Source organism: Anaerobacillus sp. ABD4_527 (genome assembly GCF_056160805.1).
Genome location: NZ_JBSWXZ010000001.1, coordinates 2321378 through 2347253 on the forward strand (window position 1 = coordinate 2321378; position 25876 = coordinate 2347253).

The following is a 25876-nucleotide window of genomic DNA, read 5'->3' on the forward strand; positions in this document are numbered from 1 at the left end:
ATAAAAAGGCCTTAGATGAGAGATCTAAGGCCTTTCTTGTTAGAAATTAACGAAGAAGTTGAAGTACTTGCTGTGGATTCTGATTAGCCTGTGCAAGCATCGCTTGTGCAGCTTGAGATTTGATGTTTTCTTTCGTCATGTTCATCATTTCTTTCGCCATGTCTACGTCGCGGATGCGAGATTCAGCGGCTGATAGGTTTTCTGAAGAAGTGTTTAAGTTGTTGATTGTGTGTTCTAGACGGTTTTGTGAAGCACCAAATTTAGATCTTTCAGAAGAAACTTGTTGGATAGCAGCATCAAGAGTTTCAATTGCACTTTCAGCTCCTTTAGAAGTTACTACATTAAGATCCTTAATTTTCGTAGTTTCTGTTCCCAGAGTGGAGGTAGACATTTCCTTCATATCTAAATACATAACTTGATCCTTATTAGCACCAATATGGATGCTTGCTCCACTTGAATCAACAGTCACAGTAGCTGTATCATTAGTTGCACCAGCAATTGTAAATTCAGCATTTCCATAAGTTAATTCCTGTCCAGTCCCATTAACAACAACTGTTTGATCAGGACCTCCAATAGTAACACTAACGTCATCCCCATCTGTCAGATTCGTATTGCCATTGTCAATTAGACCAGAGTCAGCACCTGCGATAGCAAGTGACTTTCCAGAACCAAACTCGTTTGCTTTAAATGTAACACCTTCTGTTGCATTCCAACTAGCTGTAAACCCAGTTTCGTCACTCTTAGCATTGATAGCATCCACTAACAATGCCCCTGTAGTAGCACCTGTAGTATCAATTTGTACGCTATTTATAGTAATATCTTTATCAGTTGCACCGAATGCTGTATTAATTGCATTATCATCAGCGTAAGTAACGGAGCCTACTAATTGTGCATTAGTAGCTTCTTGAGTAACAGTGAAGTTATAATCACCGGCTTTTAGCCCACTGAGAGTATCAATTTGTACTTTCGTTGAATCACTAGATGTTCCTGTAGCTCCCATGCTACCATTAAGAAGCTTTTGAGTATTAAATTCTGTCGTATCTGAAATTCTATTAATTTCAGTATTCATCTGATTAATTTCTTTCTGAATCTCTTTACGATCTGCTTCTGTGTTCGTATCGTTTGATGCTTGTACAGCCAGCTCACGCATACGCTGTAAGATACTTTGTGTTTCACTTAATGCACCTTCAGCAGTTTGAATCATTGAAATACCATCCTGTGCGTTACGACTAGCTTGATCCAAACCACGTATTTGCCCACGCATCTTTTCAGAAATAGATAATCCTGCCGCATCATCACCAGCACGGTTAATGCGAAGTCCAGAAGATAACTTCTCCATTGACTGACTAGCTGCATTCTGGTTTACACCCATCTGACGGTACGTGTTCATCGCTTGGATATTATGGTTAATTCTCATTCTAAATTACCTCCGTGTATTGTGTTTTCTAGAAAGCCCACATCCGTTTGGACTTCCTGATATTTTCATTATCGGCTGGAAAATTCAGTTGTTTATAGTTTTTTGAAAAATAAATTAAAAAGAACCGCTATGTGCTTTATAGCGGTTCTTTTCCTAGCGTTTCAATTGAAAGTTTTGTAAATCGCTTAGGTTAATTTCTTGTGAGGATGCTAACTTATTCTCCTCTTGAATCTCCACGTACACTTCTTTCCTATGTATGCTAATGTTTTTCGGAGCATCCACCCCCAGTTTCACCGTATCGCCTTCAATACTGATGACCTTCAGTTCAATCTCATCGTTAATGATGATTGACTGATCTTTTTTCCGTCCGAGTACAAGCATCTTATCTGCCTCCCTCTATCGCACTCACCAATGGCGCTTTAATTTGAAAATCTTTACTGAGTACGATCTGCTTTCCTTTTCCGCTCGAAAGATTCAGGATGATCGGGGCTTTTAAATTCATCGTTGCCTCTTGTAATGATCCTTGTACGGTGAGGACGGAGAGGACCATCGCCTCCTCAGGCTTTTCAATCGCTAACTCTTGCAACAAGTCTTCATCTAAATGAATTTCATAGTCCGGGTAGAAAGAAAATGAATCAGCTAGTATAAAGCACAAACTGCTTTCTTCCGTTGATTGCAGAAAGAAAAACGGCGACTCATTCTGTTCATCAGCGGGTAATAGACAATATGTGGTGTATTGTTCAAGGCCGGGAATTCCGTTCGAAAAGGTGATGAGGGAATCTTTGTTCACTTCTAATTCACCAAAGCGGGTCGTGAGGATTTTCATAGAAAAAACTCCTTTATCTGTAAAAGTCTATCCTCATTATAAGTCTTTTGTCGTCTTTTAACAGGTTGAATTTGTTGAAAATTTTAAAATTCGATACACTTAAAGGAGGAGCTTATGAGCGATCAAAACACGTTTCTAAAGAAACTTAAAAGCGTTGGCCCTGGCGCTATCGTCGCCGCAGCTTTTATCGGACCAGGAACCGTCACGACCGCTACTCAGGCAGGAGCTGGATTCGGATTTGCGTTGATGTGGGCACTTGTTTTCTCGATACTCGCAACGATTACCCTTCATGAGATGTCAGCGCGACTTGGAATCACGGCGAGAATGCAGCTTGGCGAAGCGATGAGGAAGCAGTTCAGCAGCCCGTTGATGAAAGGAATCAGCATTATTCTCGTTCTTGGAGCGATCGGTGTTGGAACGGCCGCCTACGAAACAGGCAACATCCTGGGCGGTGCGCTCGGTCTCTCTACCATGACGGGCATTTCAGTGAACATATGGGGACCAGTCATCGGGATCATCGCTGCGATTCTTCTTTACTCAGGAAACTACAAAGCAATTGAAAAAGTGTTCGTCGTTCTCGTACTTGTCATGAGCGTTTGCTTTGTAGCGACTGCCATCGTCATTAAGCCGGATCTTGGGGAAATGATTAAAGGCGCATTCGTGCCAACGTTCCCAACTGGTGGTACACTGTTTGCGATCGCCTTGATTGGGACGACGGTCGTTCCTTATAACATCTTTCTTCATTCTTCTACAGTTCAAGAGCACTGGCGAGGAAAGGAAGGGTTAAAGGAAAGTCGTTTTGATACCGTTTTCTCGATCATCGTCGGAGGGTTGATCTCACTTTCTATCGTTGTATCGGCTGCAGTTGCGTTCCCGCTCGGTACAAACATAACGGATGCTTCTGAAATGGCCGTTCAGTTAGAACCCCTTCTCGGTTCATGGGCGAAGGTGTTTTTTGCGATCGGGTTGTTATCAGCAGGAATCACATCTTCTATTTCTGCTCCACTCGCAGCCGCCTATGCGATCAGCGGTGTTTTCGGGTGGTCGATGGATCTTAAAGCAACGAAATTCAGAGTGATCTGGGGAGTCGTTATTTTAATTGGGATCGTTGGTTCAGCTCTCGGGATGAGTCCTACGACCGTTATTCTATTCGCACAGTATGCAAACGGCTTGATGCTGCCAATCATCTCGATTTTCTTACTTTACGTTATGAATAATAAAGAACTACTTGGTGAATACGTCAATCGCACATATTCGAATATTTTCGGCGGTATCGTGCTACTCGTAACGCTCGTTCTCGCCCTTCATTCGCTTGGAATACTAGAACTTTTCTTGTAATTACGAAAGGAGTCTATCGAAATGAACGTCACCTTACACCCGCTCGGTGAAGCTTGCGTAAAGCTTACGTATCATGAAGAAGTGTCCCAATCCCTCACTAGCCGCATTCAAGCTTTTTGCCGTGAACTTTCGTCTATTAACAAAGAGGGCATCACAGAATGGGTACCAGCGTACGATTCTGTTACCGTTTATTACGAGCCATGGGTCCTCAACTATGATGAGATAACGGACATATTGGAAGATATCACAGCCGTTGCAACAGAGGCGTCTGAAAGAAAAGTGATCATCACGATTCCGACCCTTTATGGCGGAGAGCACGGACCAGACCTTGAAGATCTTGCAAAGGAAAAAGGAATGTCCCAAGATGACATCATAAAACTACATACAAACGAAGACTATCTTATCAACATGATTGGCTTTTTACCTGGTTTTCCGTATCTAAGCGGACTGAACGAGCGTATTGCAGCGCCTCGTCTTGAATCGCCAAGGCAAAAGGTTCCTGCAGGCTCAGTTGGTATTGCTGAAGCGCAAACTGGCGTTTACCCAATCGAATCTCCAGGGGGATGGAATATTATCGGCCGGACACCACTTCGCCTTTTTCAGCCTGAAAAAGACAATCCATTCTTACTGAATCAAGGTGACTACCTCAAGTTCCAATCCGTTAGTGAAAAAGAGTTCAATCAAATTTTAGAGCAATTAGAAAAAGGGGCTTATGAAGTTCAGCGTGAGGAGGTTTCTAGATGACGACGATCGACCTTAACTGTGATCTTGGGGAAAGTTTTGGTGCTTATTCCATCGGGCAAGACGAAAAAGTACTCGAGCTCGTTTCGTCAGCAAACGTAGCATGTGGTTTTCATGCGGGCGATCCCCGCATCATGAACCGAACGGTCAAATGGGCAAAAGAACATCACGTTGGGATCGGGGCTCATCCTGGTTTTCCTGACTTAACAGGGTTCGGAAGAAGAAAGATGATTATCACACCTGAAGAAGCCTATACGCTTGTTCTTTATCAGATCGGCGCACTGCATGGGTTTTGCAGTGCGCATGAAGTCGAACTGCAGCACGTGAAACCTCATGGAGCTCTATATAACATGGCATCAAAGGATGCCGAACTTGCGAATGCGATCGCACAAGCTGTGAAAGACTTTGACTCAGAGCTGATCCTGTTTGGACTCGCTAACTCAGAACTGATACAAGCGGCTAAGCTTTCAGGAGTACGGTATGCTTCAGAAGTGTTTGCTGATCGAACGTATCAGCCAGATGGCACCCTCACGCCACGAACAGAAAAAAATGCGATGATTACAGACGAGGAGACTGCGATCGACCAGGTGATTTCGATGGTGAAACATGGCATAGTGACAGCGGTAGATGGTTCATCGATTTCGATCGAGGCTGACACCGTCTGCGTTCACGGCGATGAACCGTCGGCACTTGCATTTATCCAGTCACTAAGAAAAAGATTTAAAGCAGAAAATATCCTGATGGAAAGGATCGGAAACCGTTGAAGTTATTTTCAGTAGAAAAACCAGGCGTTTATACAACGTATCAAGATTTAGGAAGAACAGGTTATTTAAAATACGGAGTCCCGGCTTCTGGTGCACTTGACCGCTTCTCTCTACAAGTAGGGAACATCCTAGTCGGAAACCCACGGAATACAGCAGGACTTGAAATTACGATGAAGGGTCCAGAATTGGTAGCAGAAGTGGATGCAGTGATTAGCATAACAGGTGCCGATTTATCACCGATGATCAACGGTGAACGCATCCAAATGTGGAAATCTCTCACTATTAAGAAGGGACAGGTACTTGAGTTCGGACGCCCAAGAAGCGGGGTTCGTGCCTATTTAACGGTAAACGGTGGGTTTGAAGCAGAAGAGTACATGGGGAGCAAATCGGTTTATGAACCAGCAGGACTAGGCCGTAAGCTAGAAGCTGGGGATGAACTACATGGGAATCCTAAGAAGCAAAAAACAGGAATCGGGCTCTTTCATACCGAGATTCCTGCATATGACCGCGACGCTATCGTTCGCGTTGTAAAAGGGCCTCACGATGATAAGCTCAGTCCTGAAGTATTGGAGAAGTTTTTCTCGAATCGGCATGAGGTATCCCCGCAATCGAATCGGATGGGATACCGGTTGGTGAGCGACGGTATCAAAACAGATCATGAAGGCGATATTATTTCTGATGCTGTGCCGCTTGGCGGCATTCAACTACCGGCAAACGGTGAGCCGATCATTCTTTTGGCAGACCGGCAAACAACCGGTGGTTACATTCGCATCGGTACAGTCATCGGCCCTGATCTTCCATTGATCGCCCAGCTCGCTCCTGGTGGTTCGGTTCGTTTTAAAGAGATCACGGTTGAAGAAGCACAAGAGATTGCGATCGCTCAGGAACGTGATTTTAGGGTTTGGGAGAAAATCGTTCGCTAAGGATGACCTAAATAACTGTGCAGTTCGTCGATGACAAGCTCACCTTGATCGAGCTCTGTCATCTGGAGGCGGTAATGGTCCCCTTCCACCTCTGCTTGGAAGTTGTAGAAGCCTTTATTATTTAAATAGTCGCTTACATCTTCTATTTTATCTTGAGAAGAGAACAAAATTTTATTGCCGATATAATTATCATTCACATATACGTTGTAGCTCTGTTCATTTTCTATAAAATCATCCGTTGAATAAGGATGTAGATCCGGCATTCTGTCTCCCTCCTTTCTTTGGGATTACTATCAATTTGTCCCCTCACACGTTTTTTATGTTGGAAATCTTTCACTGACTGAATCACTTATTGAGGGCTTTAGGACTTGCGTTACTCGTGAAGTAAGGACACATAAGGAGGTGTTGGCATGATTGAAATAAGGGAAGAATTGAAAAGTGATGTAGAGGGAATTGATGACATCGTAAGGAATGCATTTGATGGAGAAGACGAAGTTGCATTAATTCACCGGATTAGGGATTCGCAGCACTATATTCCAGAATTAGCACTGATTGCGCTTCATAATCGAACGACTCTGGTTGGGCATATTCTATTAAGTGAGATCGAAATCGAAGCAGAGGATACCGTCACATCCCTTGCTCTTGCGCCAGTCTCTGTCTCTCCTCTGTTTCAAAATGAGGGAATCGGAACGTTCATGATCAATGAAAGCCTCAAGCGAGCGACTGCCCTTGGCTATCGCCATGTCATCGTTCTTGGACACAGCGCTTATTATGCAAAATTTGGTTTTATTCCGGCTTCTGAGAAAGGGATAACAGGTCCGTTTAAAGAAGCAGGAGATTCATTCATGGTAAAAGAACTTAAGAAAGGGACGTTGCCTGAAAAAGGACACGTCCATTATCCAGCGGCATTCGGCATATAAAAAAACGTATGTCACTTTGGACATACGCGTTTAGAAATCAAAGATTGAATCTTCATTTGCATCATCATCTTGCATCGGCTTTGATGGAGATTGGATGGGCTGTACTGGAGCCGTGTATGCTGGTTTCTGTGGAGAAGGGGTCGGCGCTTCTTTCATACCATTTGACGCCTGTAAAAGCATGTCGCAGTATGTTTTAATCGCGATTAGATCTTCACGGATACCATTGACATCGGCATCATTTTCTTCAACATGATAAGTAAGCTGTTTCATTTTGCTATTCATCTGTTGAACAAGTTGTTCAATAGGGATATCCTTCATATATGCATACTCCTTTTTCATTAGGAAGGGATTCTTGCTTTAAGTGTACCAGAAACAAAAAGGAAATAAAAAAATCAACGTAGGAGGAATTTATTTCATGGAAACATTAAGTGACATTCTAGAATTCAATAAGAAGTTTGTTGAGAACAAGGATTATGAACCTTACATAACGTCAGGTCTTCCTGATAAGAGAATGGTGATCCTTTCTTGCATGGATACTCGTTTAGTCGAGCTACTTCCTCGTGCGATGAACTTAAAGAATGGCGATGTGAAAATGGTTAAGAATGCAGGCGCTTATGTAACGGATCCACTAGATAGCGTTGTTCGCTCCATCCTAATCGGAGTATACGAACTTCAAGCTGATGCTGTTCTTGTCATCGGTCATCATGACTGTGGAATGGGTAAAGTTGATCCTGCAAAACTTCGCGATAAAATGGCGAGCAACGTTTCTAAAGAAGTGGTTTCAACACTCGAGCATGCAGGCATCGATGTAGAAAATTGGCTTCAAGGTTTTTCAACTGTTCAAGATGGCGTTCGCCAAAGTGTGGAAACGATCAAAAACCACCCTCTATTGCCGGAAGGAACGCCTGTTCATGGTTTAGTGATCGATCCAAAGACTGGAAAGCTTGATCTTGTAGAAAAATAAGCATTTAAAAAGCTCACTCGATCGAGTGAGCTTTTTCTTATTGCGATGCAAGAAGATCTGCGAACGCCCTCCCATAAGGTGGTAGATCTGGCGGACGTCTTGCGGATACAAGATGGCCATCAACGACAACAGGTTCGTCGATCCATGTTGCTCCTGCATTCTCCATGTCGTCACGGATGCCTGGAGTACTCGTCACTTTCTTCCCTTCAAGGATACGTGCAGAAATCAGCACCCATCCTGCGTGACAGATCTGACCGATCGGCTTCTTGTTCTCTTCCATATGCTGCACCATCTGCAACACCTCAGGAAAGCGGCGAATCTTGTCCGGTGCCCATCCACCCGGTACGAGGATGGCGTCATAATCTGAAGGGTCGATGTCGCTGTATGCATAGTCAGATACAACGGGAACCCCATACTTTCCAACATACTTCTCTCCAGCTTTTTCACCTACATAATGAACGGTTGCACCTTCCTCGATCAATCTGTAGTAAGGATACGTTAGCTCAAGGTCTTCAAATTCATGATGAACGAGACTGATTACTTTTTTATTTGATAAACGCATACTTTCACCTCCACCTTAACGATATACCATTTTGTGCTCATTTCAAAACGACGGGTTTCTTGAAACCTTTTGAGGGTATTAAAAACGTAATGTAGCCCTTCCCTCGGTGTGTATTTTTTCCCATCGTCTGAACATACCTTTAAACGTATGACTTTTGGATAAGCAGCGCCTATAGTAAGGTCATAAAAATTGGGGAGACTAATTAGTACTAAAGGAGAGATCGTCATGGATGCTGGTCTAATTCTTGAATACGCATGGGTGCTTCTTGTCTTGATCGGGCTCGAAGGCATACTTGCAGCAGATAACGCGCTTGTTATGGCAATCATGGTCAAGCATCTTGAACCAAATAAGCGTAAAAAAGCGCTGTTCTATGGTCTAGGCGGGGCCTTCGTTTTCCGCTTTGGTTCACTCTTCATCATTTCCTTCTTAGTTGATATTTGGCAGGTGCAGGCGATCGGTGCACTTTATCTTCTGTTCCTTAGCATCAATCATCTCGTGAAAAAATTCTTATTAAGCGATAAGAAAGAAGCGAAGAAAGAAAATAAGCCGAATAATGAAGGATCAGGATTCTGGACGACTGTGCTTAAGGTAGAGTTAGCTGATATTGCCTTTGCAGTCGATTCCATTCTCGCTGCAGTCGCGCTCGCACTCACTCTTCCGACCACAAACTTTCCAAAAGTCGGTGGGTTAGATGGTGCACAATTTGCCGTTATTCTTACCGGTGGAATTATCGGACTGATCATCATGCGATTTGCAGCCAGTTATTTCGTAAAGCTGCTTCACCGTAAACCAGGACTTGAAACAGCTGCGTTCATCATCGTCGGTTGGGTCGGGGTAAAGTTAGCGATCTATACGCTCGCTCACCCGAACCTCGGTATTCTTGAAGAATCCTTCCCGAAAGAACCAGCATGGAAAATTACGTTCTGGGGCGTCCTCGTCGCGATTGCTCTTGGAGGATGGTTCCTCTCTTCTGAGCGTGATGAGAGTGAACGTGAAGACGAAAACGAAGATACCTTAGAAGAAGAAAGTGAAAAAGCGAAAGACTTTTCATAAAAAACAGGTGCCACGCTGGCACCTGTTTTCTGTTTAACTTAAAAACGCTTCTCTAACTTCTTCCATTCTCTTTTTATTCACGCCCATGTCTGAATAGCCCATACGTGATGCGGACCGAAAGTGCACGGTTTTTGATGTTTCATCAAGGTAAAATTCAATATCATCAACAAACTTAAAAAGCTTCGATTTTTCTTCAGCTCTTATGTAGTTTGCTTCTTCTTTTACGATTTTCGTACGTTTTCTGTTTTGTAAAATGCTTTTCAGTTTCGCTAGCGCTTCTTCTTCTGTCACGCTGTAAGAAAATGATTCCATCTTATTCTTTTCATCTTCGCTCTGAGTTGAAACACAGTTTGGTTTGTTCGGACAAGGTGCTAACTTGCCATCTCTTACACCTAATTGTTCTTCGCTCATCGGTTTCGCCTCCTTTTCTACCGTTCTTCTTTGTTATACCCTTTTACGGCTCGTTATGCACTTATTGTAACCAATTCACGAGCACAACTCTCAATCTTATGTTTATTTCTTCAGCCTAGCGTCTATATTACCTATGAATTCAGATATCCAAGGAGGCATTGACCATGAGTAGACCATTAGTCCGTGAATACCAGAACGATGAGAAGCTAAAGGCCGACATTGAAGAGCTAAGCAACATCGGAATTTCAAAGGATGATATCTACGTCCTCTCTCACGACGATGACCGTACAGAGCGCGTTGCAGACGGTGTAGATGCCAACACGATCGACAGAAAAGAAATGGGTCTGAAAAGCCTTAAGAACGTATTCAGTAGAAAAGGCGACGAACTACGTAACAAGATGGAAGAGATCGGCTTCTCCGAAGAAGATGCTGAACGGTATGAATCAGAAATGGATAAAGGAAAAATCTTTATGTTTGTAACGGATACGGATAAAGTAGCGCAGTGGAAATAGAGATCAAAAGGAGTTTGGCACGTGCCAAGCTCTTTTTTTAATGGAAGGCATGCGCCTGTCCACAAAAAATATTTATGAATAATTAGGACAGTTAGGGTCTGCCAACTGCTTATTCTGCATATATTTGTATGGCAATAAAAAATTCTTCTTTCAAAGGGAGTGCTGATTATGTTGGATCGTACATTGCTTTTCGTAGCTGCTATGATTGCTGGTTTTGCAATGCTTCGATTATCTGAGGCTGATTCTTTCCTATCAAGTCTCAACCCGGTATTCGAAGTGGTTGGATACTTAGCGGCGCTGCTATTTGCACTTGTGTTGATCTACAAAGGCATCAGGGCTGTTCTTCCGTCAAAATCGTAAGCGCTTACCTAATCTTGAAAGAAAGAAAAAAAGCGGGGTTCCAAGCCCCCGCTTTTTTCGTGTTTATTTAGGTGAAATCATTTCTTCAGGTCGTACAATATCATCGAACTGCTCAGCTGTCAGATGACCACTTTCTAGTGCAGCTTCGCGAAGTGTCGTACCATCCTGGTGAGCTTTCTTCGCAATGCTCGCTGCATTCTCATATCCGATATGAGGATTCAGTGCTGTAACGAGCATCAGTGAGTTCTTTAAGTATTCACCGATCACTTCTTCGTTCGGTTCGATACCAACCGCGCATTTGTCGTTAAACGACTTCATGCCGTCTGCAAGCAGTCTTGCAGATTGAAGGAAGTTATAGATGATAACCGGTTTGAACACGTTTAGTTCAAAGTTACCTTGGCTTGCAGAGAAACCGATCGTCGCATCGTTCCCCATCACTTGAGCTGCTACCATCGTAAGAGCTTCACTTTGTGTTGGATTCACTTTACCAGGCATGATCGAGCTTCCTGGCTCATTTGCTGGAATCGTTACTTCGCCGATGCCACAGCGTGGACCACTCGCTAGCCAGCGCACATCGTTTGCGATTTTCATCAGATCTGCCGCTAGTGCTTTCAGTGAGCCGTGTACATGAACGATTTCGTCATGACTCGTAAGCGCATGGAATTTGTTAAGCGCAGAACTGAACGTGCGATCAGTCATCTTGCTGATTTCTTCTGCAACCATGTCACCGAAATCAGGATGAGCGTTAAGGCCCGTACCGACTGCAGTTCCGCCGATCGCAAGTTCCTTCATGTACTTCACGCTTTCAAGAAGCATGTTTTCACATTTCACGAGCATGCGATGCCATCCGCTAATTTCTTGTCCAAGCGTAAGAGGCGTTGCATCCTGTAAATGCGTACGACCGATCTTGATAATGTGATCGAAATCTTGCATCTTCTGATAAAGCGTTTCTTTTAATTCAATCAGATTTGGATATAGGTGATCTTCGACTGCCAAAACAGCTGCTACATGAAGCGCCGTTGGGAATGTATCGTTCGATGATTGTGATTTGTTCACATCATCGTTCGGGTGAACTGTCGCGTCACTACCTTGTTCTTTTAATATTTCATTCGCACGGAATGCGATGACTTCATTCATGTTCATATTCGATTGTGTGCCGCTTCCTGTTTGCCAAACAACTAGCGGGAAGTGCTCGTTATGTTCTCCGTTGATCACTTCGTTTGCAGCTTGTACGATCGCATCGGCTTTTACATCTTCAAGCTTTCCAAGACGCTGATTCGCTAGTGCTGCACCTTTTTTAAGGATAGCGAATGCTTTCACAACCTCGATCGGCATTTGTTCGTTACCGATTTTGAAGTTTTCTTTGCTTCGTTGCGTTTGTGCACCCCACATTTTGTCTGCTGGTACTTTTATTTCTCCGATTGTGTCGCGTTCAATTCTATAATCCATTGTGATCCTCCTTTAAGTAAAAGACTAACAAGATTCACTTCCATGAAAAGAAGGCTAAACCTTCTCTCTTTTTTATGACGACGCTTTCATCATATCATATTTTTACGATGGTATCGTTACAATTTACATACATTTGGGAAGCCCTAGTTATTGCCCTCCCTATGCCATAGCAGTACGAATACCGCTTGCTTTCCTGCGGACGAACGCTCGAGCCTCCTCCCGGACAAAAAATGAAGCGACCCCCAATTGTTGGACACAAATCTAACATTGGGGGTTGTTTTAGTTGGGCAAGTTTTCATTTTATGAAAAAAACGAAGTAGTAAAGAGGTATTTTAACGAAAATATAAGTTATAGAACACTTGCTGAAGAGGTAGGAGTAGACGACTCTATCCTTCGATACTGGGTGAAATTGTATGAGTATCATGGAGACCGTGCGTTTACCAATCCCTATACAAACTATTCCAAAGCCTTTAAACTGAGTGTAATTCAGTACATTCAAGAAACGAATACTTCTGTTCGAGAGGCTTCGGCGCGCTTTCATATCCCAGACTTCTCTATGGTTCGAAGGTGGAAGAAGAAATGGGAAACAGGTGGGATCGATGCCCTTGAACCATCCGGAAGGGGGCGTAGCCATATGTCATCTCACAAAAAGGAAAATACCAATAAAGAAGCGCAAGAGAAAGACTCTGTCGAGGCGATGCAGGAAGAGCTTGAATACCTTCGAATGGAGAATGCGTACCTAAAAAAGTTGAAAGCCTTAGTTCAAGAAAAGGAATCGTCTCAAAACAAGAAAAAGCCCAAATAGTTTTTGAGCTAAGGCACAATTTTCCTGTGAAGAAACTACTCAAGGTTGCTGGTCTGCCGCGCAGTACGTACTACTTTATGATTAATAAGATGAGTCAACCTGACCCTGACCAAGAGCTAAAAGAGAAAATCACTTCTTTGTATTACTTTCATGATCGGGGTTATGGCTATCGACGCATACGCGATGACCTCAGGAATCAAGGTATTTATGTGAACCACAAAAAGGTATACAGAATTATGAAAGCGTTGGGGCTAAAGTGCCAAGTCCGAATGAAGAAATACAAGGCCTACAAAGGAAAAATCGGTAAACTTGCAGACAACATCCTCAATCGTGAGTTTGATGCAGAAAAGCCAAATCAGAAGTGGGTCACAGACATTACGGAGTTCAAACTTTTCGGTGAGAAGCTGTATCTCTCACCTGTTTTGGATTTATTTAATCGGGAGATTATCTCCTACACCATTCGCTCTAGACCTACTTATGAGCTAGTGGAAACGATGATGAATCAAGCTCTAGAGCATTTGGATGGGAACCATGAGCTTCTTGTCCATTCGGATCAAGGTGTGCATTATCAATTGGCAAAATACCAGGAAAAACTAAAAGAAAATAATATTACGCAAAGTATGTCCCGAAAGGGCAACTGTTACGATAACGCGGTTATCGAGAGTTTCTTTGGCATTTTGAAATCCGAATTCCTACACAGAAAAGAGTTCAAAGATATCGAGCATTTCAAACAAGAGCTAGAAACATATATCCATTATTACAATCATGTACGAATTAAATCCAAACTAAAAAGCATGAGTCCGGTAAAATACCGGACTCATGTCCAGAAAGCAGCATAATTACATAAGTGTCCAATTTTTAGGGGTCAGATCAAAAACGTCCGGTCCGGGGTCTCTGTCCCCCGTTTTACCGCGGGAGTCAAGTAGTATCCCTAGTAATCAACAAGTAAGAGAAATGGATGTGAGGAAGGCCAATATTGGTACGTTTTGCAGAAGATACCGAACCGAAAACCGCTTATTCGTGTACCCACCTTCCATTCTTAGAAGGTGGAATTGTTTTATCAGAATACACACCTTCTTTAATGCAGTAAGTAAATGAAATCGTAGAATCGTAAATGCAGGAATTGCGCACATAAGACAGAAGACTTTGGAAATAAGAGAGGAGGGAAATGAATGAGAAAAAACTATTTCTTTAAGGTTTTAAACCTCGTCACACATGAAGTTGCGTATCATTCCTATGAGAACGCATCAAACTCAAAAAAAGAGGAGTTAAAAAAGTTGATAGATGACGGGAAGGTTATCTTAACGTGTTGCTGTCAAAACGAGATTGAACAACGCATCCGAAAAGACATGGCGTTTTATAACGCAAAGAAGAATGTTGAACACGATCGGAACTGTTGTCGCTATAATCACTACAAGTCGAACGTGCATTATGAATCAGGATGGAAGAAAAACGGCGATCGTTTCGCTGTTCGCATTGAAGGGTTGATCCCGAAAAAAGAAAGAGAGGCTCCAGAAGAATCAACGCAATCGCAGCCCGGTTCGTATTCAGGTGAAGGTGGAACACAGCAGGGAGAAGCCACCATGCTTGGTTTTTCGAGTCGGCTAAATCTTATGGCTTGGAAACATGCTGTCATGAAACAATCCATAATGCCAAAGGATAAAGAGGATGTACTAAAGAAAGTGTTTGGGCAACTAAAGTTCATTGACATCTACATTTCAAAACGCACCAAACGCTCATTACAAGAGTTGATTTATAAACGGAAGGACATATCTTCTATGAAGAAAGGTGATTTTCGATTTGTTTATATGACATACGAAAGTTCTGAGACAGTGATATATGATACCGACGAAAAATTCTTTGTCTATTGTAGAAGCGCATTTGGCAAACCTGCCAAATTCTATTGTGATAAGGAGCTGTGGGTCAAAGAGTATCAAAAGGAATCTGAGCATAGCAAAGAATATTTTATCGCCGGGTTCGCTGAAAAAAAGAGGAAAAGAACATCGATCTTAACCCTCACATCCTTTACGGTCATGCCAATCACGAAACAGGGTCTCTTTGTAGAAAGCTCTAAAGAAAAAGAAGCGTATGAAGCTTCGGTTGAAAATGACCTTCTCTTTTACAAGCCATTCGAACCAATACCGGAATATGGGAACTATACCCCGGACATGTTTTATTTCACAGAGAAAAAACCCGTGATTGGTGAAGTATTTGGCTTAACGAAAGAAGATTATCTCGAAAAGAGAAAGCTAAAATTAGAAGCTTCACAGAAGCCTGAATTTGTTGAGAAGTATGTTTTTTGGTATTGGGATGCTTACAAAAAAGACCCGCTCCAACTACCCAATTTAACATGAATAAGAAAACACTACGCTTCGTTAGGTGGTGTTTTTTGTCTGGAGAGAACTTGTGAACGCATTTGTTTTCCTTCAAATTCAATGGAGTTCGTTACTTACCAAGAAAGATCAACTTGAATATAAGAAGAGAGGTAGATAAAAGGAGGTAACATCATGAAGAAAATTTCGATGTTAGTAGCAACCAATTTGCTTGTAAGTATGTTAGCACGCTGTCAGAAAGTAAAGGAAGTCGTTGATGAATTCGATCAGAGAACACTAGGCGTATCGTATGCGTCAAGCGGCATTCACTCCTACTAGATCGTATTCAACGCAGACAAACTTCCCAGACCTCCACATAACGTTATCCTTGCATAGGTTTCAAAAAACGGCCATCAACACAACCTAAAAAAAGCCGCTCAAAATGAGCGGCTTTCAAATTACGCGTTCGCAACTTGCTTTTTATCTTGGTCGTCTCGTTTGATTACAAATTGTAGAACGAGTAGTGCGATGAAGAGACCTAGGCCGTAAAGGTCTGTAGATCCTTCAGGGTAGATCAGCATGATACCAGCGGCTACGCCAGCGATACGTTCGATGGCATGCGTTTTTCTGTACCAGTACCCGATCATACCTGCACCGATACTGATCATACCAGTGAGTGATGTGAACAGTACCCACAGAAGTTCTTGCCACGTTGTATCGATCATCATGAGCTCCGGCGATAGCACGAAGATGTATGGGATGATAAACGCGGCGATGGCGAGCTTGGCTGAATTGACCCCGGTTCGGAGCGGCTCACCTCCAGACACACCAGCTGCAGCAAAGGCCGCAAGTGCTACTGGTGGCGTGATATCCGCTACGATACCAAAGTAGAATACGAACATATGAGCAGATAGTTCAGGCACAGATAGCACGATTAGTGCTGGTGCCGCTATCGTAGAGGTAATAACATAGTTCGCGGTTGTCGGTGATCCCATTCCAAGGATAAGTGATGCGATCATCGTGAAGAACAACGTGAGTAAGAGGTTCTCACCAGATAGTGACACTAAGCTGTTCGCAAGCTTTAATCCAAGTCCTGTTAACGTAACGACTCCGACGATCATACCTGCGGCTGCCGTTGCAGCTGCTACTCCAAGTGCGGTACGTGCACCGTTTGCTAGTGCGTCGACGAAATCACCGATACCCATTCTCGTTTCTTTGTTGATCGCTCCAACAACGATCGACGTTAAGATCGCATAAAGCGCCGCTCTAGTAACAGACGTACCTGACATCAAGAAGAAAATAACAGCTGCGATCGGGAGCAGAAGGTAAATTTTCATCAATACTTGCTTACGATCTGGCATTTCATCTTCTGTAAGCCCACGTAGTCCGATACGCTTTGCTTCAAAGTGGGTCATGATCCAAATTCCTGTGAAATAAAGAGCAGCTGGTATTGCTGCTGCTTTTGCAATTTCCCAGTACGTGATGCCCCCTCCAATAAATTCGACCATTAGGAAGGCTGCGGCACCCATGATCGGTGGCATAAGCTGTCCACCAGTCGAAGCGGCCGCTTCAACACCACCAGCGAATTCCTTTTTATAACCGAGACGTTTCATCATCGGAATTGTGAAGGAACCTGATGTCACAACGTTCGCAACCGAGCTTCCACTGATCGTTCCCTGTAGTGCACTAGAGAAGATCGCAACTTTTGCCGGTCCACCGACTCTTTTTCCTGCAATCACGAGCGCAAGGTCATTGAAGTACTGCCCCACGCCAGTTTTGACGAGAAAAGCTCCGAATAGGAGGAAGAGGAAGATGAACGTTGCCGAAACGCCAAGTGGGGTTCCGAGTATCCCCTCTGTTGTAAAATACATCGAGCGGATAATACGATCGATGCTCAATCCTCTATGCTGTAAGAACCCTGGCATATATGGTCCTAAATATGCATAAAGAAGGAAGATCGACGTAATGATGGTAATTGGCAGTCCCACGACACGTCTCGTTGCCTCAAGGACGAGAACAATCGCTAGGAATCCAACGATTAAATCGAGCGTCGTCAAACGACCAACACGAAACACAAGTTCTTCGAAATTGAGCGGCCAGTACATACCGACATAAACACCGACAAGCGCAAGCAGTCCATCATACCAGGCTACTTGAAACCTTCTTTTCTTATCCTTAAGACGCTTCTTTGAAGCAGGAAACAACAAGAAGATCAGACCAAGCGCAAAAGCTAAGTGGATGGAACGCTGCAGTTGAGCGGTAAAAACTCCAAATATTGCAGTATACAATTGGAATACAGAGAATCCAACGAGTCCAATAACTGAAATCCACCCTATAACGCCGGTAAGCGTACGGTGTCCTGCTTCTGGGTCAAATTTCGCCATTAAGTCCCTGGATTGTTCTTCTGTAAATTCTTCGTTTTCTTCACGATCTATTGGTTTATCTTTTTCTTTGTCTTTGTCACTCAAGCAAATTAACTCCTTTCATCCACTTCCACAAACTTATTGTTCCCGGTTCCATGTGAAGCCATGAGCCAGGTTCAATCACCTTGCTAAGCTTCACTTCTTGATCTTCCACAAGAAGCGTATGATCTGCTATGACCTTACCGGTACGCAAGTCGATCGACGGCAGTTCACGGTTCATGTCTTTGATTTTGTATCCCTCTTCGTCTTGAATAAACCGCTCTCCTTCACCCGCATTCGCCGGCATTCCAACTGCAAAGTTTTCATAAGAAAGTTCATATTGAACAATCGTGCCGTCCTCTGAAATATAGTAAGACTCTAAGACAGGCGTGCGGTGTACAGAGTGCGTGTAGCGGATATCAAAATCTTCCGGTGCAGAATCAATCGGAACATAAGCTAAAAACTTACCAGTCTTTCCATTCTCAAGACCCATCACTGTAAAAAAGGGGTACGTAAAAACAACCATAATCAGAACGATCGCCAAGCTTGTGTGAAACAGAAACTGTCTGGTTGAGGTTGATAGTATCATTGTAAGAAGACGCAGGCTGCTCGCAGCCTGCGTCCATCACATCCTTTTTTTATAGATTATAAAGAAGCTTACTCGCTTTTGACTCCTTTTTCATCAAAATACTTCTTTGCACCTGGGTGAAGATCGATTCCTACACCGTTAAGTGCGCTATCTGCTGTGATGAATTCACCTTTAGCATGTGTAATTTTATCTGCGTTGTCGAAAATAGCTTTCGTCATGTTGTATACATACTCTTCATCAAGGTCAGAACGAGCAACAAGCATTGCAAGTACTGCAACAGTTGTTGTATCTTCTTCAAGTCCATAAGTACCGCTCTTGATCGTGTCTTCTGCATAGTAAGGGTATTTCTCGATAAGCTTATCGATCATATCTTGTTCGATCGGCAGAACGTTAACAGGTTTTACTGCAGACAATCCTTCTACTGCACCAGTCGGCGTTCCAGAAGTAATGAATGCTGCATCGATGTTACCATCTTGAATTCCTTCAGTAGACTCATCGAATGCAAGGTGCTGTGCATCGATGTCGTCCATCGTGATGCCATGAACTTCAAGGACTTGCTCAGCGTTTGCATATGTTCCACTTCCAGGAGCTCCAACAGAAACCTTCTTACCTTTAAGATCTTCGATTGAAGCGATTCCACTTTCCTTCAGTGTTACAACTTGAATCGTTTCAGGATAAAGCGTTCCGATAGCTTGTACATTATCAACTTTTCCATCTTCAAACATTAGCTCGCCCTTTGTTGCATAAGCAGCGATGTCTGTTTGAGTGAACGCAACATCTGCATCTCCGCTCTGTAGTGTCTGCATGTTCTCTACAGATGCACCTGAAGACTGTGCGTTAGCACTTTCAATGTCTGTGTTGTCTTGGATTGAAGTTGCAATTTCTCCACCTAGCGGGAAGTATGTACCACCAGTACCACCAGTTAGTAGGCTTAGCTCTTTAGGTGATCCACCAGCTCCATCGCCGCCTCCAGATCCACAAGCCCCAAGAATCATAGAGATCGATAATAATGCTACGAACAAACTGAATACTCTTTTCTTCGCCATCCATTTGTCCCCCTCTTTGTAATTTTAGACACATTCCAAAAACAATTGTAACATATTTCTTTTGTTTTTAATACAGTAAGGTGGTACAGAAGCCTTATATTCTACTGTTGTAAAACACTGGAACCGCTTTCCGATAGACTTTTTCGTATTTTACAAAAATTTTATTTCCCAATGTTTTAATTGGGCTCTTTCTGAAACGTATTCGAGTTAAATATGAACGTCCAGGGCATCGCACAACGAGGTGGAACGACAAGAGATGGATGTGAGAAAGTATATTCAGCGACCAATTCATCTCTCTCACAATAGTGAAGAATTGTGTCATCCAGCTTCCATTCACGTTCCTTGCCGTTCAAGACTAGGACGGTTGCAAGAAGTGAACCGTGATGATTGATGGCGATCCGTACAGGCGCGAATGCTACCGTATGTAACTTGATCGGATACTGCTTGTATGTTTCATAGAAAAGCATGCGATCTTTCTCGGAAATCGTTCTCTCCCATTTCTCCTCAAACTTCAGCGTCATGATGAGGACTCCTTCTGTAGTGACGTAATTCTTTTTGCTCTAGCATATAGAGATCATCGAGTACATCGTTGAGAGATAGAAGCTCGAAGATGATGATCATCTTATCATCAAAATGATGACGGGAAGTTGACGAGATCGTTCTCGTATCGTCGAGCTCATGAAAAAGCTGATCAAGTTTTTCTATTTTCAAAAGGTGCTCTTCCCCAATCTGATTCGTTGGATCATGGAAGGCTTTGGAGATCGAACACCCTGCATCGATGATCGTGTCGTAGTCACCTTCATCAAACCCTTTTTTTGTATCGACAAAAAGCATGTTTCCAAGGTGATAGAGGATTTTCTGCATATATTCGAGCTTTTTTAGGATGACGGAAAAACTTCTCACCTCCTGCATGCTATGGCGGCGATACTTCCATTCTTCCCTTTGGTATTCAATCAATTGATACGTTCGTTGAAGTTCGCGACTTACGCGTTGGTACACCATGTTTTGCTTTCGTGCGTGCGGAAGGTCTTTCATAATTTGATCAAGAAGATCGCCGGCACTGTGATACAGCCCTTCAACGCTCTGGTTGATCATCGAGTGAAATTTTGGAGGCATAACAAAATAGTTTATCGCAGTGGATACGACAATCCCGATCAACGTTGTACTGAGTCTCAGTACGAAGGTCGTCATATGATCTCCCGTCGCATCTGGAATCATCGCAACAGCGGTAAGTGTTGCGACGAGCATGCCCGAATCGAGATGTAGTTTGTGACATGCGATGAGTGTAAGTGTTGCTGCTAGTGCATAAGTAAAAGGAGATTGGTGGAGGAACGACTCAAAGATCATCGCAAAGCCTGCGCCGATCGCCGCTGCTGGAAATCGTACGATTCCTTTTTTGATCGAGTCAGAAGCGGTGGGCTCAACCGTTACGATCGCTGTGATGACAGCAAAAAGAACAGGCAATCCAAGCGCATCGCAAATCCAAGCCGTAATGAACGCGGCAAGACCCGTTTTTAGTATTCGTCCTCCTACAAATTTAAATAATTTCTGTTTCAGATCCATCGTTAATCAGTCCATTTCTGTCCTTTCACTATATCTTACATGAGAGTTTACATAAACAACGCTTGGGCTTACTGTTACCTTATACTGTGTAAAAAGGAGAAACGTGATGACGCTATATATTGGCATCGACCTATCTGGTCCCTCTAATACGAAAGACACATCGATCAGTATCTTTTCAGGTGATGAAAATAGAATTTGCTTCAACGAATTGATAGAAGGAGCCTCTGATGAGGAAATTTACAAACGGTTTAGTAGTGAAAAGAAGCACATGGTGATCGGAATGGACGCCCCGCTCTCCTATCAACCCGGAGGAGGAGATCGCCCTGGTGACAGAGCACTTAGAAACCGCACTAAAGAAGCTGGTATGAAGAGTGGGTCGATCATGACACCTACGATGACCCGAATGGTCTACCTCACGTTGAGAGGAGTTGCTTTATCAAGGGGACTTGCTGCTTTAAACTCTAGTATCGTAGAGGTTCATCCAGGAGCAGCAGTGGGCCTTAGGATGCTAGATAAGGAAGCTGTACTCACCTATAAAACGGACATCATTTCAAGGAAAAGAATTAAATCGTTCTTAGAACGTGAAGGTGTGCTCGCTATTCCGGAAAAAGCTCTTGAGTCAACGCATTCATTCGACGCTTGTCTAGCGGCTTATGCGGCATGGAAATGGAACAACGGAAAATCTTCTTTCTTATTTCCACCTGATCCCCCGATCCATCCATTCGAAATTGGATGCTAGCGTTAACAAACTCGTAAACTATTTTTCTATGTATAAAACGTTTCCTTCTGGACAAACTAGCAATTAAGGTAAGTCATTTAGAGGAGGAAGTATGATGAAAAAGGAAGCTGTGTTTACGATTGCACCTTTTGAGACGTATTTAGAAAAGACCCAGAATGGAACTGAAGTGTATTACGAGTATGAGAAGTATGAACTGCTTTCAGGAAATCATAACGGCGAAGAAACGTATTTTATGATTGACTACCACACTGGATTAACGTATCACGTAGACAAACATTCGGCAGAGAGGTTTCTTGCTTTGTATGAATCCGGGAACGTACAGTCATTACTAGAGGAAATGGTTTCGCGAATCACACCTAGTACGACACATACTTACAGCTAAAAGCCCTATAAGCAGGGCTTTTTGTATGTTGCAAAAAACGCTGCGCTTAGTTGCGCAGCGTTTCCTGAAACACTTTAGGAACGATGTCTCGGAAGACCATGTATATCAAACTAATGAAAAACGCTGTGATCGCCATTGCAAACGAAGGAAACACATCCCATTCTCTGTCCATGCCCCAACCGCTGAGCATGGCTCCTGAAAACGTTCCAATCATATAGCAAAACGGAATCCACCATTTCATTTTGATATCACCTCAAAGGTGATATACCCGCATCCGACAAAAATTGAACCTCAATCAGAGCATTTCTTCGACATCTTTCTTCAATTCTTGTGGCTCTGTTTCTGGGGAATACCGTTTGATAACGTTGCCACCCTTATCGACAAGAAACTTTGTGAAATTCCAAGGAATGTCGCCGTGTTCGACTTCAGGTGCCTCGTGCGTTAAATACTTGTACAGCGGGTGAGCATCGTCACCGTTCACATCGATTTTTGAGAACATAGGGAAATCAACGCCATAGTTAAGCGAGCAAAACGCTTGGATCTCTTCTTCAGAACCAGGTTCTTGACTACCAAACTGATTACATGGAAAACCTAGAATTTCAAAAGGCTGTTCTTCTAATGATCGATAGAGTTCTTGAAGGCCTTCATACTGAGGTGTTAAGCCGCATTTACTAGCCGTATTTACAATGAGAAGAACCTTCCCTTCATATTCTGATAGCTGAACATCGTTACCTTGGATCGTTTTTACCGTAAATGAATGTACAGTCATCTTATCCCTCCTATTGGTTTCCCTCTACACATACCATATATTTGAGAGATTCACCAACGATCAGCGTGCTCTTGCAATAATTCCGTTATGAACTTTGATATAGCCGTTCCTTAAGATCTCGAATCCATTTTCGTAAGCGTATAGTCCCATCTGACGAATGTCCATCAATTCACGATACGTGTGGTTCATAATATCCGCCATAATGTGATAGTAGATTCTCGATTTCACTTGATTTCGTGGAGTCGTCATGATGACATAGCCGCTTGGCTTCACAAACTTCCTATGCCATTCTAAGATGTCCGGCTTAAATTCGTCAGGAACGTGCTCTAGTAATCCAACACTTAACACGATATCAAATTCGTTTTGAAAATCGAGGTCACGAATATCTTTTACTAGATACGTAATGTTCATCTCGTCTTTGTACCAGACTTTCGTTGCACCTGTTTGAGGATTCGTTCCAAGAAAAGGGTACGTGTTTGGAAATTTGCCGAAACGATCGGTTTTACAAAACGCATCATAATCCACCATCACGACTTCTCCGCCGGGATACATCGCATGAAGCTGCATCGCTTCGTACCCTTCAGCTGCCCCTAGAAATAGAATACGCGGTTTTGACACATCCAATCCTTCAAACAACGCCCGCTTTCCTCTTGGATCCCAGATGCCGTCTTCGATTCGATGAACGTAATTCCATAGTGATAGTCGAATCATCTCACCCAGCCCGTGCTTTACATCCTGCATCCGAAAACCTTTGAAACTATCTTTCAATTCAGCTTTGAGCCTGTACTGTTCTGCTGGTACATCTTGCATGAACAAACTGTGGAAGGAACGGTTAAAATGCTCCCAAGAGGTTTTAACCGGCATTGTCGTATCGTTTCTTTGTTCCCACTCCACACGATCCTTTGCAAGCTTTTTAACTTCGAACGGCCTTCCTACTTCTTTCCAGGACAGCTGTGACCAGTCACTCACACCGGCATTGTAAAAGTGATCGCGTTTTTCATCACTACCTCTTCTGAGGTCAACACGATAATGTGGCAAAAGCGCAGTGTACTCAAGATCCTGTTCCGTAAACGGATGTTCCCTCGTTACAGAAGCGATTTCCAAAACAGTCACTCCTCTTTTTTTATTTATCATCTCACGGAGCTTCACTTGCTTCAACTATTATTCTGAATAATCAGATGTTTAAAACTGATTACTTTTGATCAAGAGGTGCTATAATTGTAATGAATAATTTTACAGGAGTTGGAAAGATGAACGTTGTTGTTAGTACGCTGAACGCTAAATATATTCATACATGTCTTGCGCTACGCTACCTGAAAGCTTCTGCTGCACCGGAGTTCGATGTAAAGATGGCTGAGTATACGATTAAAGACCCCGTTATGAATATTGTTAGTGATCTTCACACCATGAAGCCCGATGTCCTCGGGTTCAGCTGTTATATATGGAATATTGAAGAAACGCTCCCAGTTATCAAGATGCTGAAAAAAGTGAACCCTTCTCTTAAGATCGTTCTTGGCGGTCCTGAAGTTTCGTATGATGTATACGAGTGGCTCGATCGGGCTCCTGAGGTGGATTACATCGTCATGGGAGAAGGTGAAGCTACGTTTAAAGAGCTTCTAAAGCGTATTGAAGCTGGTGAGTCAGTGGACGACGTGAAAGGCATCGCTTTTCGAAAAGATGGAAAAAATCATATCAACGCTCCTGCTGTGAAGCTTTCGTTGAGTGATATCCCTTCCCCTTTTCGCTTTGAAGAGGACATCGCAGAATTAGGACGGCGTGTAACGTATGTAGAGACGAGTCGAGGGTGCCCTTATTCCTGTCAGTTTTGCTTGTCTTCCATCGAAGTGGGTGTTCGGTATTTTCCAGTCGAGCGCATGAAAGATGAACTTCTTTACTTGATGGATAACGGAGCAAAAACGATTAAGTTTGTTGACAGAACGTTTAACATCCGAAGAAATTACGCGATCGATCTGTTTCAATTCCTTATTGACCACCACCGACCTGGGTGCGTTTTTCAGTTTGAAATTACGGCGGATATCATGAGACCTGAGGTGTTGGAATTTCTTAATCGTGAAGCACCTCCTGGCCTGTTTCGTTTTGAAATCGGCATTCAATCTACAAACGATGCGACGAATGAGCTCGTGATGCGAAAACAAAACTTCGAAAAGCTTGCGAGAACCATTACGATGGTCAAAGACGGCGGAAAGATCGATCAGCACCTCGATTTGATCGCTGGACTCCCTGAGGAAGATTACAGCTCGTTTCGTAAAACGTTTAACGATGTCTTTGCGTTTCGACCAGAAGAGCTACAGCTTGGTTTTCTTAAGATGCTAAGAGGAACCGGGGTTCGGATTAATGCTGCAAACCATGGTTACCTCTACATGGACCACGCTCCGTATGAAATACTAGGAAACAATGTGTTGTCCTTTGATGACATCATCCGAATTAAGCAGGTTGAAGATGTGTTAGAAAAGTACTGGAATGACCATCGAATGGATCGTACAATCGAGTACCTTGTCACAGAGGTTTTCGATTCTCCATTCGACTTTTTCCAGGAGTTCGGTAGCTATTGGGAGGAGAATGGTTGGTCTCGAATCGGTCATCAGCTTGAAGATCTGTTTAAAAGACTTGCGACTTTCCTTAGAATGCGAGCACCTGAACAGATTGATCAGATCATTGCTCTTATGAAGATCGATTACTTAACGAACGCTAAAACGAAACCACGAACGGTTTGGTGGGAAAATCGTCTTGAGAAAGCAACTCAGCTATCTCTTCTTCATACACTTGCAGATACGCCTCAGTTACTTGGGGAAAGGTTTAAATCGTTGAGCCTTACACAGAGAGAACTTCAAAAGCATACGATCGTCGACACGATGATAAATAACGGTGAAAAGGAGCTTCTTGTTGTTTACTATGATCCGAAAACCTCAAGAAGCGAACTCTTTCAGTCATCTCTTCCCTCTCAGCACTCTGTTTCATAATCGAAACTAGCATTTCGTACGTTACGAAATGCTTTTTTTGTTGCCGTT

At 43.1% G+C, this 25876-nt stretch carries 31 protein-coding genes; 15 read left to right on the plus strand and 16 right to left on the minus strand.

The features are described from left to right. Window positions 1–46: 46 nt before the first annotated feature. The 3 genes from ACXAHI_RS11955 to fliW all read right to left on the minus strand — a co-directional run bounded on the left by ACXAHI_RS11955 (window position 47) and on the right by fliW (window position 2243). Window positions 47–1417, minus strand: a complete 1371-nt coding sequence (locus ACXAHI_RS11955) for a flagellin N-terminal helical domain-containing protein (RefSeq protein WP_474847958.1) — start codon at window positions 1415–1417, stop codon at window positions 47–49. 153 nt (window positions 1418–1570) lie between these two features. Continuing rightward, window positions 1571–1798: a carbon storage regulator CsrA gene (gene csrA / locus ACXAHI_RS11960; RefSeq protein WP_474847960.1), complete on the minus strand. Its 228-nt coding sequence runs from the start codon at window positions 1796–1798 to the stop codon at window positions 1571–1573. 1 nt (window position 1799) lies between these two features. Next, window positions 1800–2243, minus strand: a complete 444-nt coding sequence (gene fliW / locus ACXAHI_RS11965) for a flagellar assembly protein FliW (protein WP_474847962.1) — start codon at window positions 2241–2243, stop codon at window positions 1800–1802. A gap of 114 nt (window positions 2244–2357) precedes the next feature. On the opposite strand from fliW, the gene ACXAHI_RS11970 reads away from it, so the two are divergent. From ACXAHI_RS11970 to ACXAHI_RS11985, 4 genes are read left to right on the plus strand one after another with little or no spacing between them, the layout of a single operon-like run. Beyond that, on the plus strand, window positions 2358–3581 hold the full coding sequence (locus ACXAHI_RS11970) for an Nramp family divalent metal transporter (RefSeq protein WP_474847964.1): 1224 nt from the start codon (window positions 2358–2360) through the stop codon (window positions 3579–3581). A 21-nt stretch (window positions 3582–3602) separates the two neighbouring features. Further along, window positions 3603–4325: a 5-oxoprolinase subunit PxpB gene (pxpB, locus tag ACXAHI_RS11975; RefSeq protein ID WP_474847966.1), complete on the plus strand. Its 723-nt coding sequence runs from the start codon at window positions 3603–3605 to the stop codon at window positions 4323–4325. Next, window positions 4322–5086 (plus strand): 5-oxoprolinase subunit PxpA, encoded by a 765-nt coding sequence (locus ACXAHI_RS11980; RefSeq protein WP_474847968.1) that lies wholly within the window; start codon window positions 4322–4324, stop codon window positions 5084–5086. The genes pxpB and ACXAHI_RS11980 overlap by 4 nt, the downstream gene beginning before the upstream one ends. Beyond that, window positions 5083–6009 carry a 5-oxoprolinase subunit C family protein gene (locus tag ACXAHI_RS11985; protein ID WP_474847970.1) on the plus strand — a complete coding sequence of 309 codons (927 nt, stop codon included), beginning with the start codon at window positions 5083–5085 and terminating at the stop codon, window positions 6007–6009. Before ACXAHI_RS11980 ends, ACXAHI_RS11985 begins: the two co-directional genes overlap by 4 nt. On the opposite strand, the gene ACXAHI_RS11990 is transcribed toward ACXAHI_RS11985, so the two are convergent. After that, a complete protein-coding gene (locus ACXAHI_RS11990; RefSeq protein WP_474847972.1) occupies window positions 6006–6272 on the minus strand; it encodes a hypothetical protein in 267 nt (88 codons plus the stop codon). The genes ACXAHI_RS11985 and ACXAHI_RS11990 overlap by 4 nt on opposite strands. A gap of 147 nt (window positions 6273–6419) precedes the next feature. Here ACXAHI_RS11990 and ACXAHI_RS11995 point away from each other — a divergent pair, with 147 nt between their 5' ends. After that, the gene (locus ACXAHI_RS11995) at window positions 6420–6929 is read left to right on the plus strand and encodes a GNAT family N-acetyltransferase (RefSeq protein WP_474847974.1); all 510 of its coding nucleotides are present in this window, start codon (window positions 6420–6422) and stop codon (window positions 6927–6929) included. Window positions 6930–6959: 30 nt separating this feature from the next. Here ACXAHI_RS11995 and ACXAHI_RS12000 read toward each other — a convergent pair whose 3' ends face one another. Further along, the gene (locus ACXAHI_RS12000; RefSeq protein ID WP_474847976.1) at window positions 6960–7247 is read right to left on the minus strand and encodes a DUF5327 family protein; all 288 of its coding nucleotides are present in this window, start codon (window positions 7245–7247) and stop codon (window positions 6960–6962) included. 97 nt (window positions 7248–7344) lie between these two features. Here ACXAHI_RS12000 and ACXAHI_RS12005 point away from each other — a divergent pair, with 97 nt between their 5' ends. Then, window positions 7345–7893, plus strand: a complete 549-nt coding sequence (locus ACXAHI_RS12005) for a beta-class carbonic anhydrase (protein WP_270180492.1) — start codon at window positions 7345–7347, stop codon at window positions 7891–7893. Window positions 7894–7930: 37 nt separating this feature from the next. On the opposite strand, the gene ACXAHI_RS12010 is transcribed toward ACXAHI_RS12005, so the two are convergent. Continuing rightward, on the minus strand, window positions 7931–8455 hold the full coding sequence (locus ACXAHI_RS12010; protein WP_474847978.1) for a type 1 glutamine amidotransferase domain-containing protein: 525 nt from the start codon (window positions 8453–8455) through the stop codon (window positions 7931–7933). Between the two features lie 225 nt (window positions 8456–8680). Between ACXAHI_RS12010 and ACXAHI_RS12015 the strand changes: the two genes are divergently transcribed. Next, on the plus strand, window positions 8681–9508 hold the full coding sequence (locus tag ACXAHI_RS12015) for a TerC family protein (protein ID WP_474847980.1): 828 nt from the start codon (window positions 8681–8683) through the stop codon (window positions 9506–9508). Window positions 9509–9541: 33 nt separating this feature from the next. Here the strand turns inward: ACXAHI_RS12015 and ACXAHI_RS12020 are convergent, their stop codons facing one another. Further along, entirely contained in the window at window positions 9542–9919 is a 378-nt protein-coding gene (locus ACXAHI_RS12020) for a DUF1499 domain-containing protein (protein ID WP_474847982.1), read from the minus strand. A gap of 164 nt (window positions 9920–10083) precedes the next feature. Here ACXAHI_RS12020 and ACXAHI_RS12025 point away from each other — a divergent pair, with 164 nt between their 5' ends. Together ACXAHI_RS12025 and ACXAHI_RS12030 are read left to right on the plus strand one after the other, a co-directional pair. Then, on the plus strand, window positions 10084–10431 hold the full coding sequence (locus ACXAHI_RS12025; RefSeq protein WP_474847984.1) for a YflT domain-containing protein: 348 nt from the start codon (window positions 10084–10086) through the stop codon (window positions 10429–10431). A 168-nt stretch (window positions 10432–10599) separates the two neighbouring features. After that, window positions 10600–10791: a hypothetical protein gene (locus tag ACXAHI_RS12030; protein ID WP_224884125.1), complete on the plus strand. Its 192-nt coding sequence runs from the start codon at window positions 10600–10602 to the stop codon at window positions 10789–10791. Window positions 10792–10854: 63 nt separating this feature from the next. On the opposite strand, the gene fumC is transcribed toward ACXAHI_RS12030, so the two are convergent. Continuing rightward, on the minus strand, window positions 10855–12240 hold the full coding sequence (gene fumC, locus ACXAHI_RS12035; RefSeq protein ID WP_270180497.1) for a class II fumarate hydratase: 1386 nt from the start codon (window positions 12238–12240) through the stop codon (window positions 10855–10857). A 283-nt stretch (window positions 12241–12523) separates the two neighbouring features. On the opposite strand from fumC, the gene ACXAHI_RS12040 reads away from it, so the two are divergent. From ACXAHI_RS12040 to ACXAHI_RS12050, 3 genes are all read left to right on the plus strand, one after another. Further along, a protein-coding gene (locus tag ACXAHI_RS12040) for an IS3 family transposase (RefSeq protein ID WP_474847986.1) occupies window positions 12524–13884 on the plus strand; the annotation gives its coding sequence in 2 pieces (ribosomal slippage) (window positions 12524–12995 and window positions 12995–13884; 1362 coding nt in all). Window positions 13885–14217: 333 nt separating this feature from the next. Beyond that, the gene (locus ACXAHI_RS12045) at window positions 14218–15399 is read left to right on the plus strand and encodes a hypothetical protein (RefSeq protein ID WP_474847988.1); all 1182 of its coding nucleotides are present in this window, start codon (window positions 14218–14220) and stop codon (window positions 15397–15399) included. Window positions 15400–15552: 153 nt separating this feature from the next. Then, window positions 15553–15696 (plus strand): hypothetical protein, encoded by a 144-nt coding sequence (locus ACXAHI_RS12050; protein ID WP_474847990.1) that lies wholly within the window; start codon window positions 15553–15555, stop codon window positions 15694–15696. A 119-nt stretch (window positions 15697–15815) separates the two neighbouring features. Here the strand turns inward: ACXAHI_RS12050 and ACXAHI_RS12055 are convergent, their stop codons facing one another. The 5 genes from ACXAHI_RS12055 to ACXAHI_RS12075 all read right to left on the minus strand — a co-directional run bounded on the left by ACXAHI_RS12055 (window position 15816) and on the right by ACXAHI_RS12075 (window position 20957). Next, window positions 15816–17741: a TRAP transporter permease gene (locus tag ACXAHI_RS12055; protein WP_474848156.1), complete on the minus strand. Its 1926-nt coding sequence runs from the start codon at window positions 17739–17741 to the stop codon at window positions 15816–15818. A 76-nt stretch (window positions 17742–17817) separates the two neighbouring features. Further along, complete coding sequence (locus ACXAHI_RS12060) at window positions 17818–18285, minus strand: DUF1850 domain-containing protein (RefSeq protein ID WP_474847992.1); 468 nt, start codon at window positions 18283–18285, stop codon at window positions 17818–17820. Window positions 18286–18416: 131 nt separating this feature from the next. Continuing rightward, window positions 18417–19394, minus strand: a complete 978-nt coding sequence (locus ACXAHI_RS12065; RefSeq protein WP_474847994.1) for a TAXI family TRAP transporter solute-binding subunit — start codon at window positions 19392–19394, stop codon at window positions 18417–18419. Between the two features lie 176 nt (window positions 19395–19570). Next, window positions 19571–19915: an SLAP domain-containing protein gene (locus tag ACXAHI_RS12070; RefSeq protein ID WP_474847996.1), complete on the minus strand. Its 345-nt coding sequence runs from the start codon at window positions 19913–19915 to the stop codon at window positions 19571–19573. After that, the gene (locus ACXAHI_RS12075; protein WP_474847998.1) at window positions 19899–20957 is read right to left on the minus strand and encodes an FUSC family protein; all 1059 of its coding nucleotides are present in this window, start codon (window positions 20955–20957) and stop codon (window positions 19899–19901) included. The genes ACXAHI_RS12070 and ACXAHI_RS12075 overlap by 17 nt, the downstream gene beginning before the upstream one ends. A gap of 106 nt (window positions 20958–21063) precedes the next feature. Here ACXAHI_RS12075 and ACXAHI_RS12080 point away from each other — a divergent pair, with 106 nt between their 5' ends. Together ACXAHI_RS12080 and ACXAHI_RS12085 are read left to right on the plus strand one after the other, a co-directional pair. Continuing rightward, on the plus strand, window positions 21064–21696 hold the full coding sequence (locus ACXAHI_RS12080) for a DUF429 domain-containing protein (protein ID WP_474848000.1): 633 nt from the start codon (window positions 21064–21066) through the stop codon (window positions 21694–21696). 94 nt (window positions 21697–21790) lie between these two features. Continuing rightward, entirely contained in the window at window positions 21791–22078 is a 288-nt protein-coding gene (locus tag ACXAHI_RS12085; RefSeq protein WP_474848002.1) for a hypothetical protein, read from the plus strand. 46 nt (window positions 22079–22124) lie between these two features. Here the strand turns inward: ACXAHI_RS12085 and ACXAHI_RS12090 are convergent, their stop codons facing one another. The 3 genes from ACXAHI_RS12090 to ACXAHI_RS12100 are packed head-to-tail and all read right to left on the minus strand — an operon-like array spanning window position 22125 to window position 23951. Beyond that, on the minus strand, window positions 22125–22319 hold the full coding sequence (locus ACXAHI_RS12090) for a hypothetical protein (protein WP_474809855.1): 195 nt from the start codon (window positions 22317–22319) through the stop codon (window positions 22125–22127). Window positions 22320–22373: 54 nt separating this feature from the next. Beyond that, on the minus strand, window positions 22374–22847 hold the full coding sequence (locus ACXAHI_RS12095; protein ID WP_474848004.1) for a glutathione peroxidase: 474 nt from the start codon (window positions 22845–22847) through the stop codon (window positions 22374–22376). 60 nt (window positions 22848–22907) lie between these two features. After that, complete coding sequence (locus ACXAHI_RS12100) at window positions 22908–23951, minus strand: class I SAM-dependent methyltransferase (protein ID WP_474848006.1); 1044 nt, start codon at window positions 23949–23951, stop codon at window positions 22908–22910. A 146-nt stretch (window positions 23952–24097) separates the two neighbouring features. Here ACXAHI_RS12100 and ACXAHI_RS12105 point away from each other — a divergent pair, with 146 nt between their 5' ends. Beyond that, a complete protein-coding gene (locus ACXAHI_RS12105) occupies window positions 24098–25828 on the plus strand; it encodes a B12-binding domain-containing radical SAM protein (protein WP_474848008.1) in 1731 nt (576 codons plus the stop codon). Window positions 25829–25876: the final 48 nt, after the last annotated feature.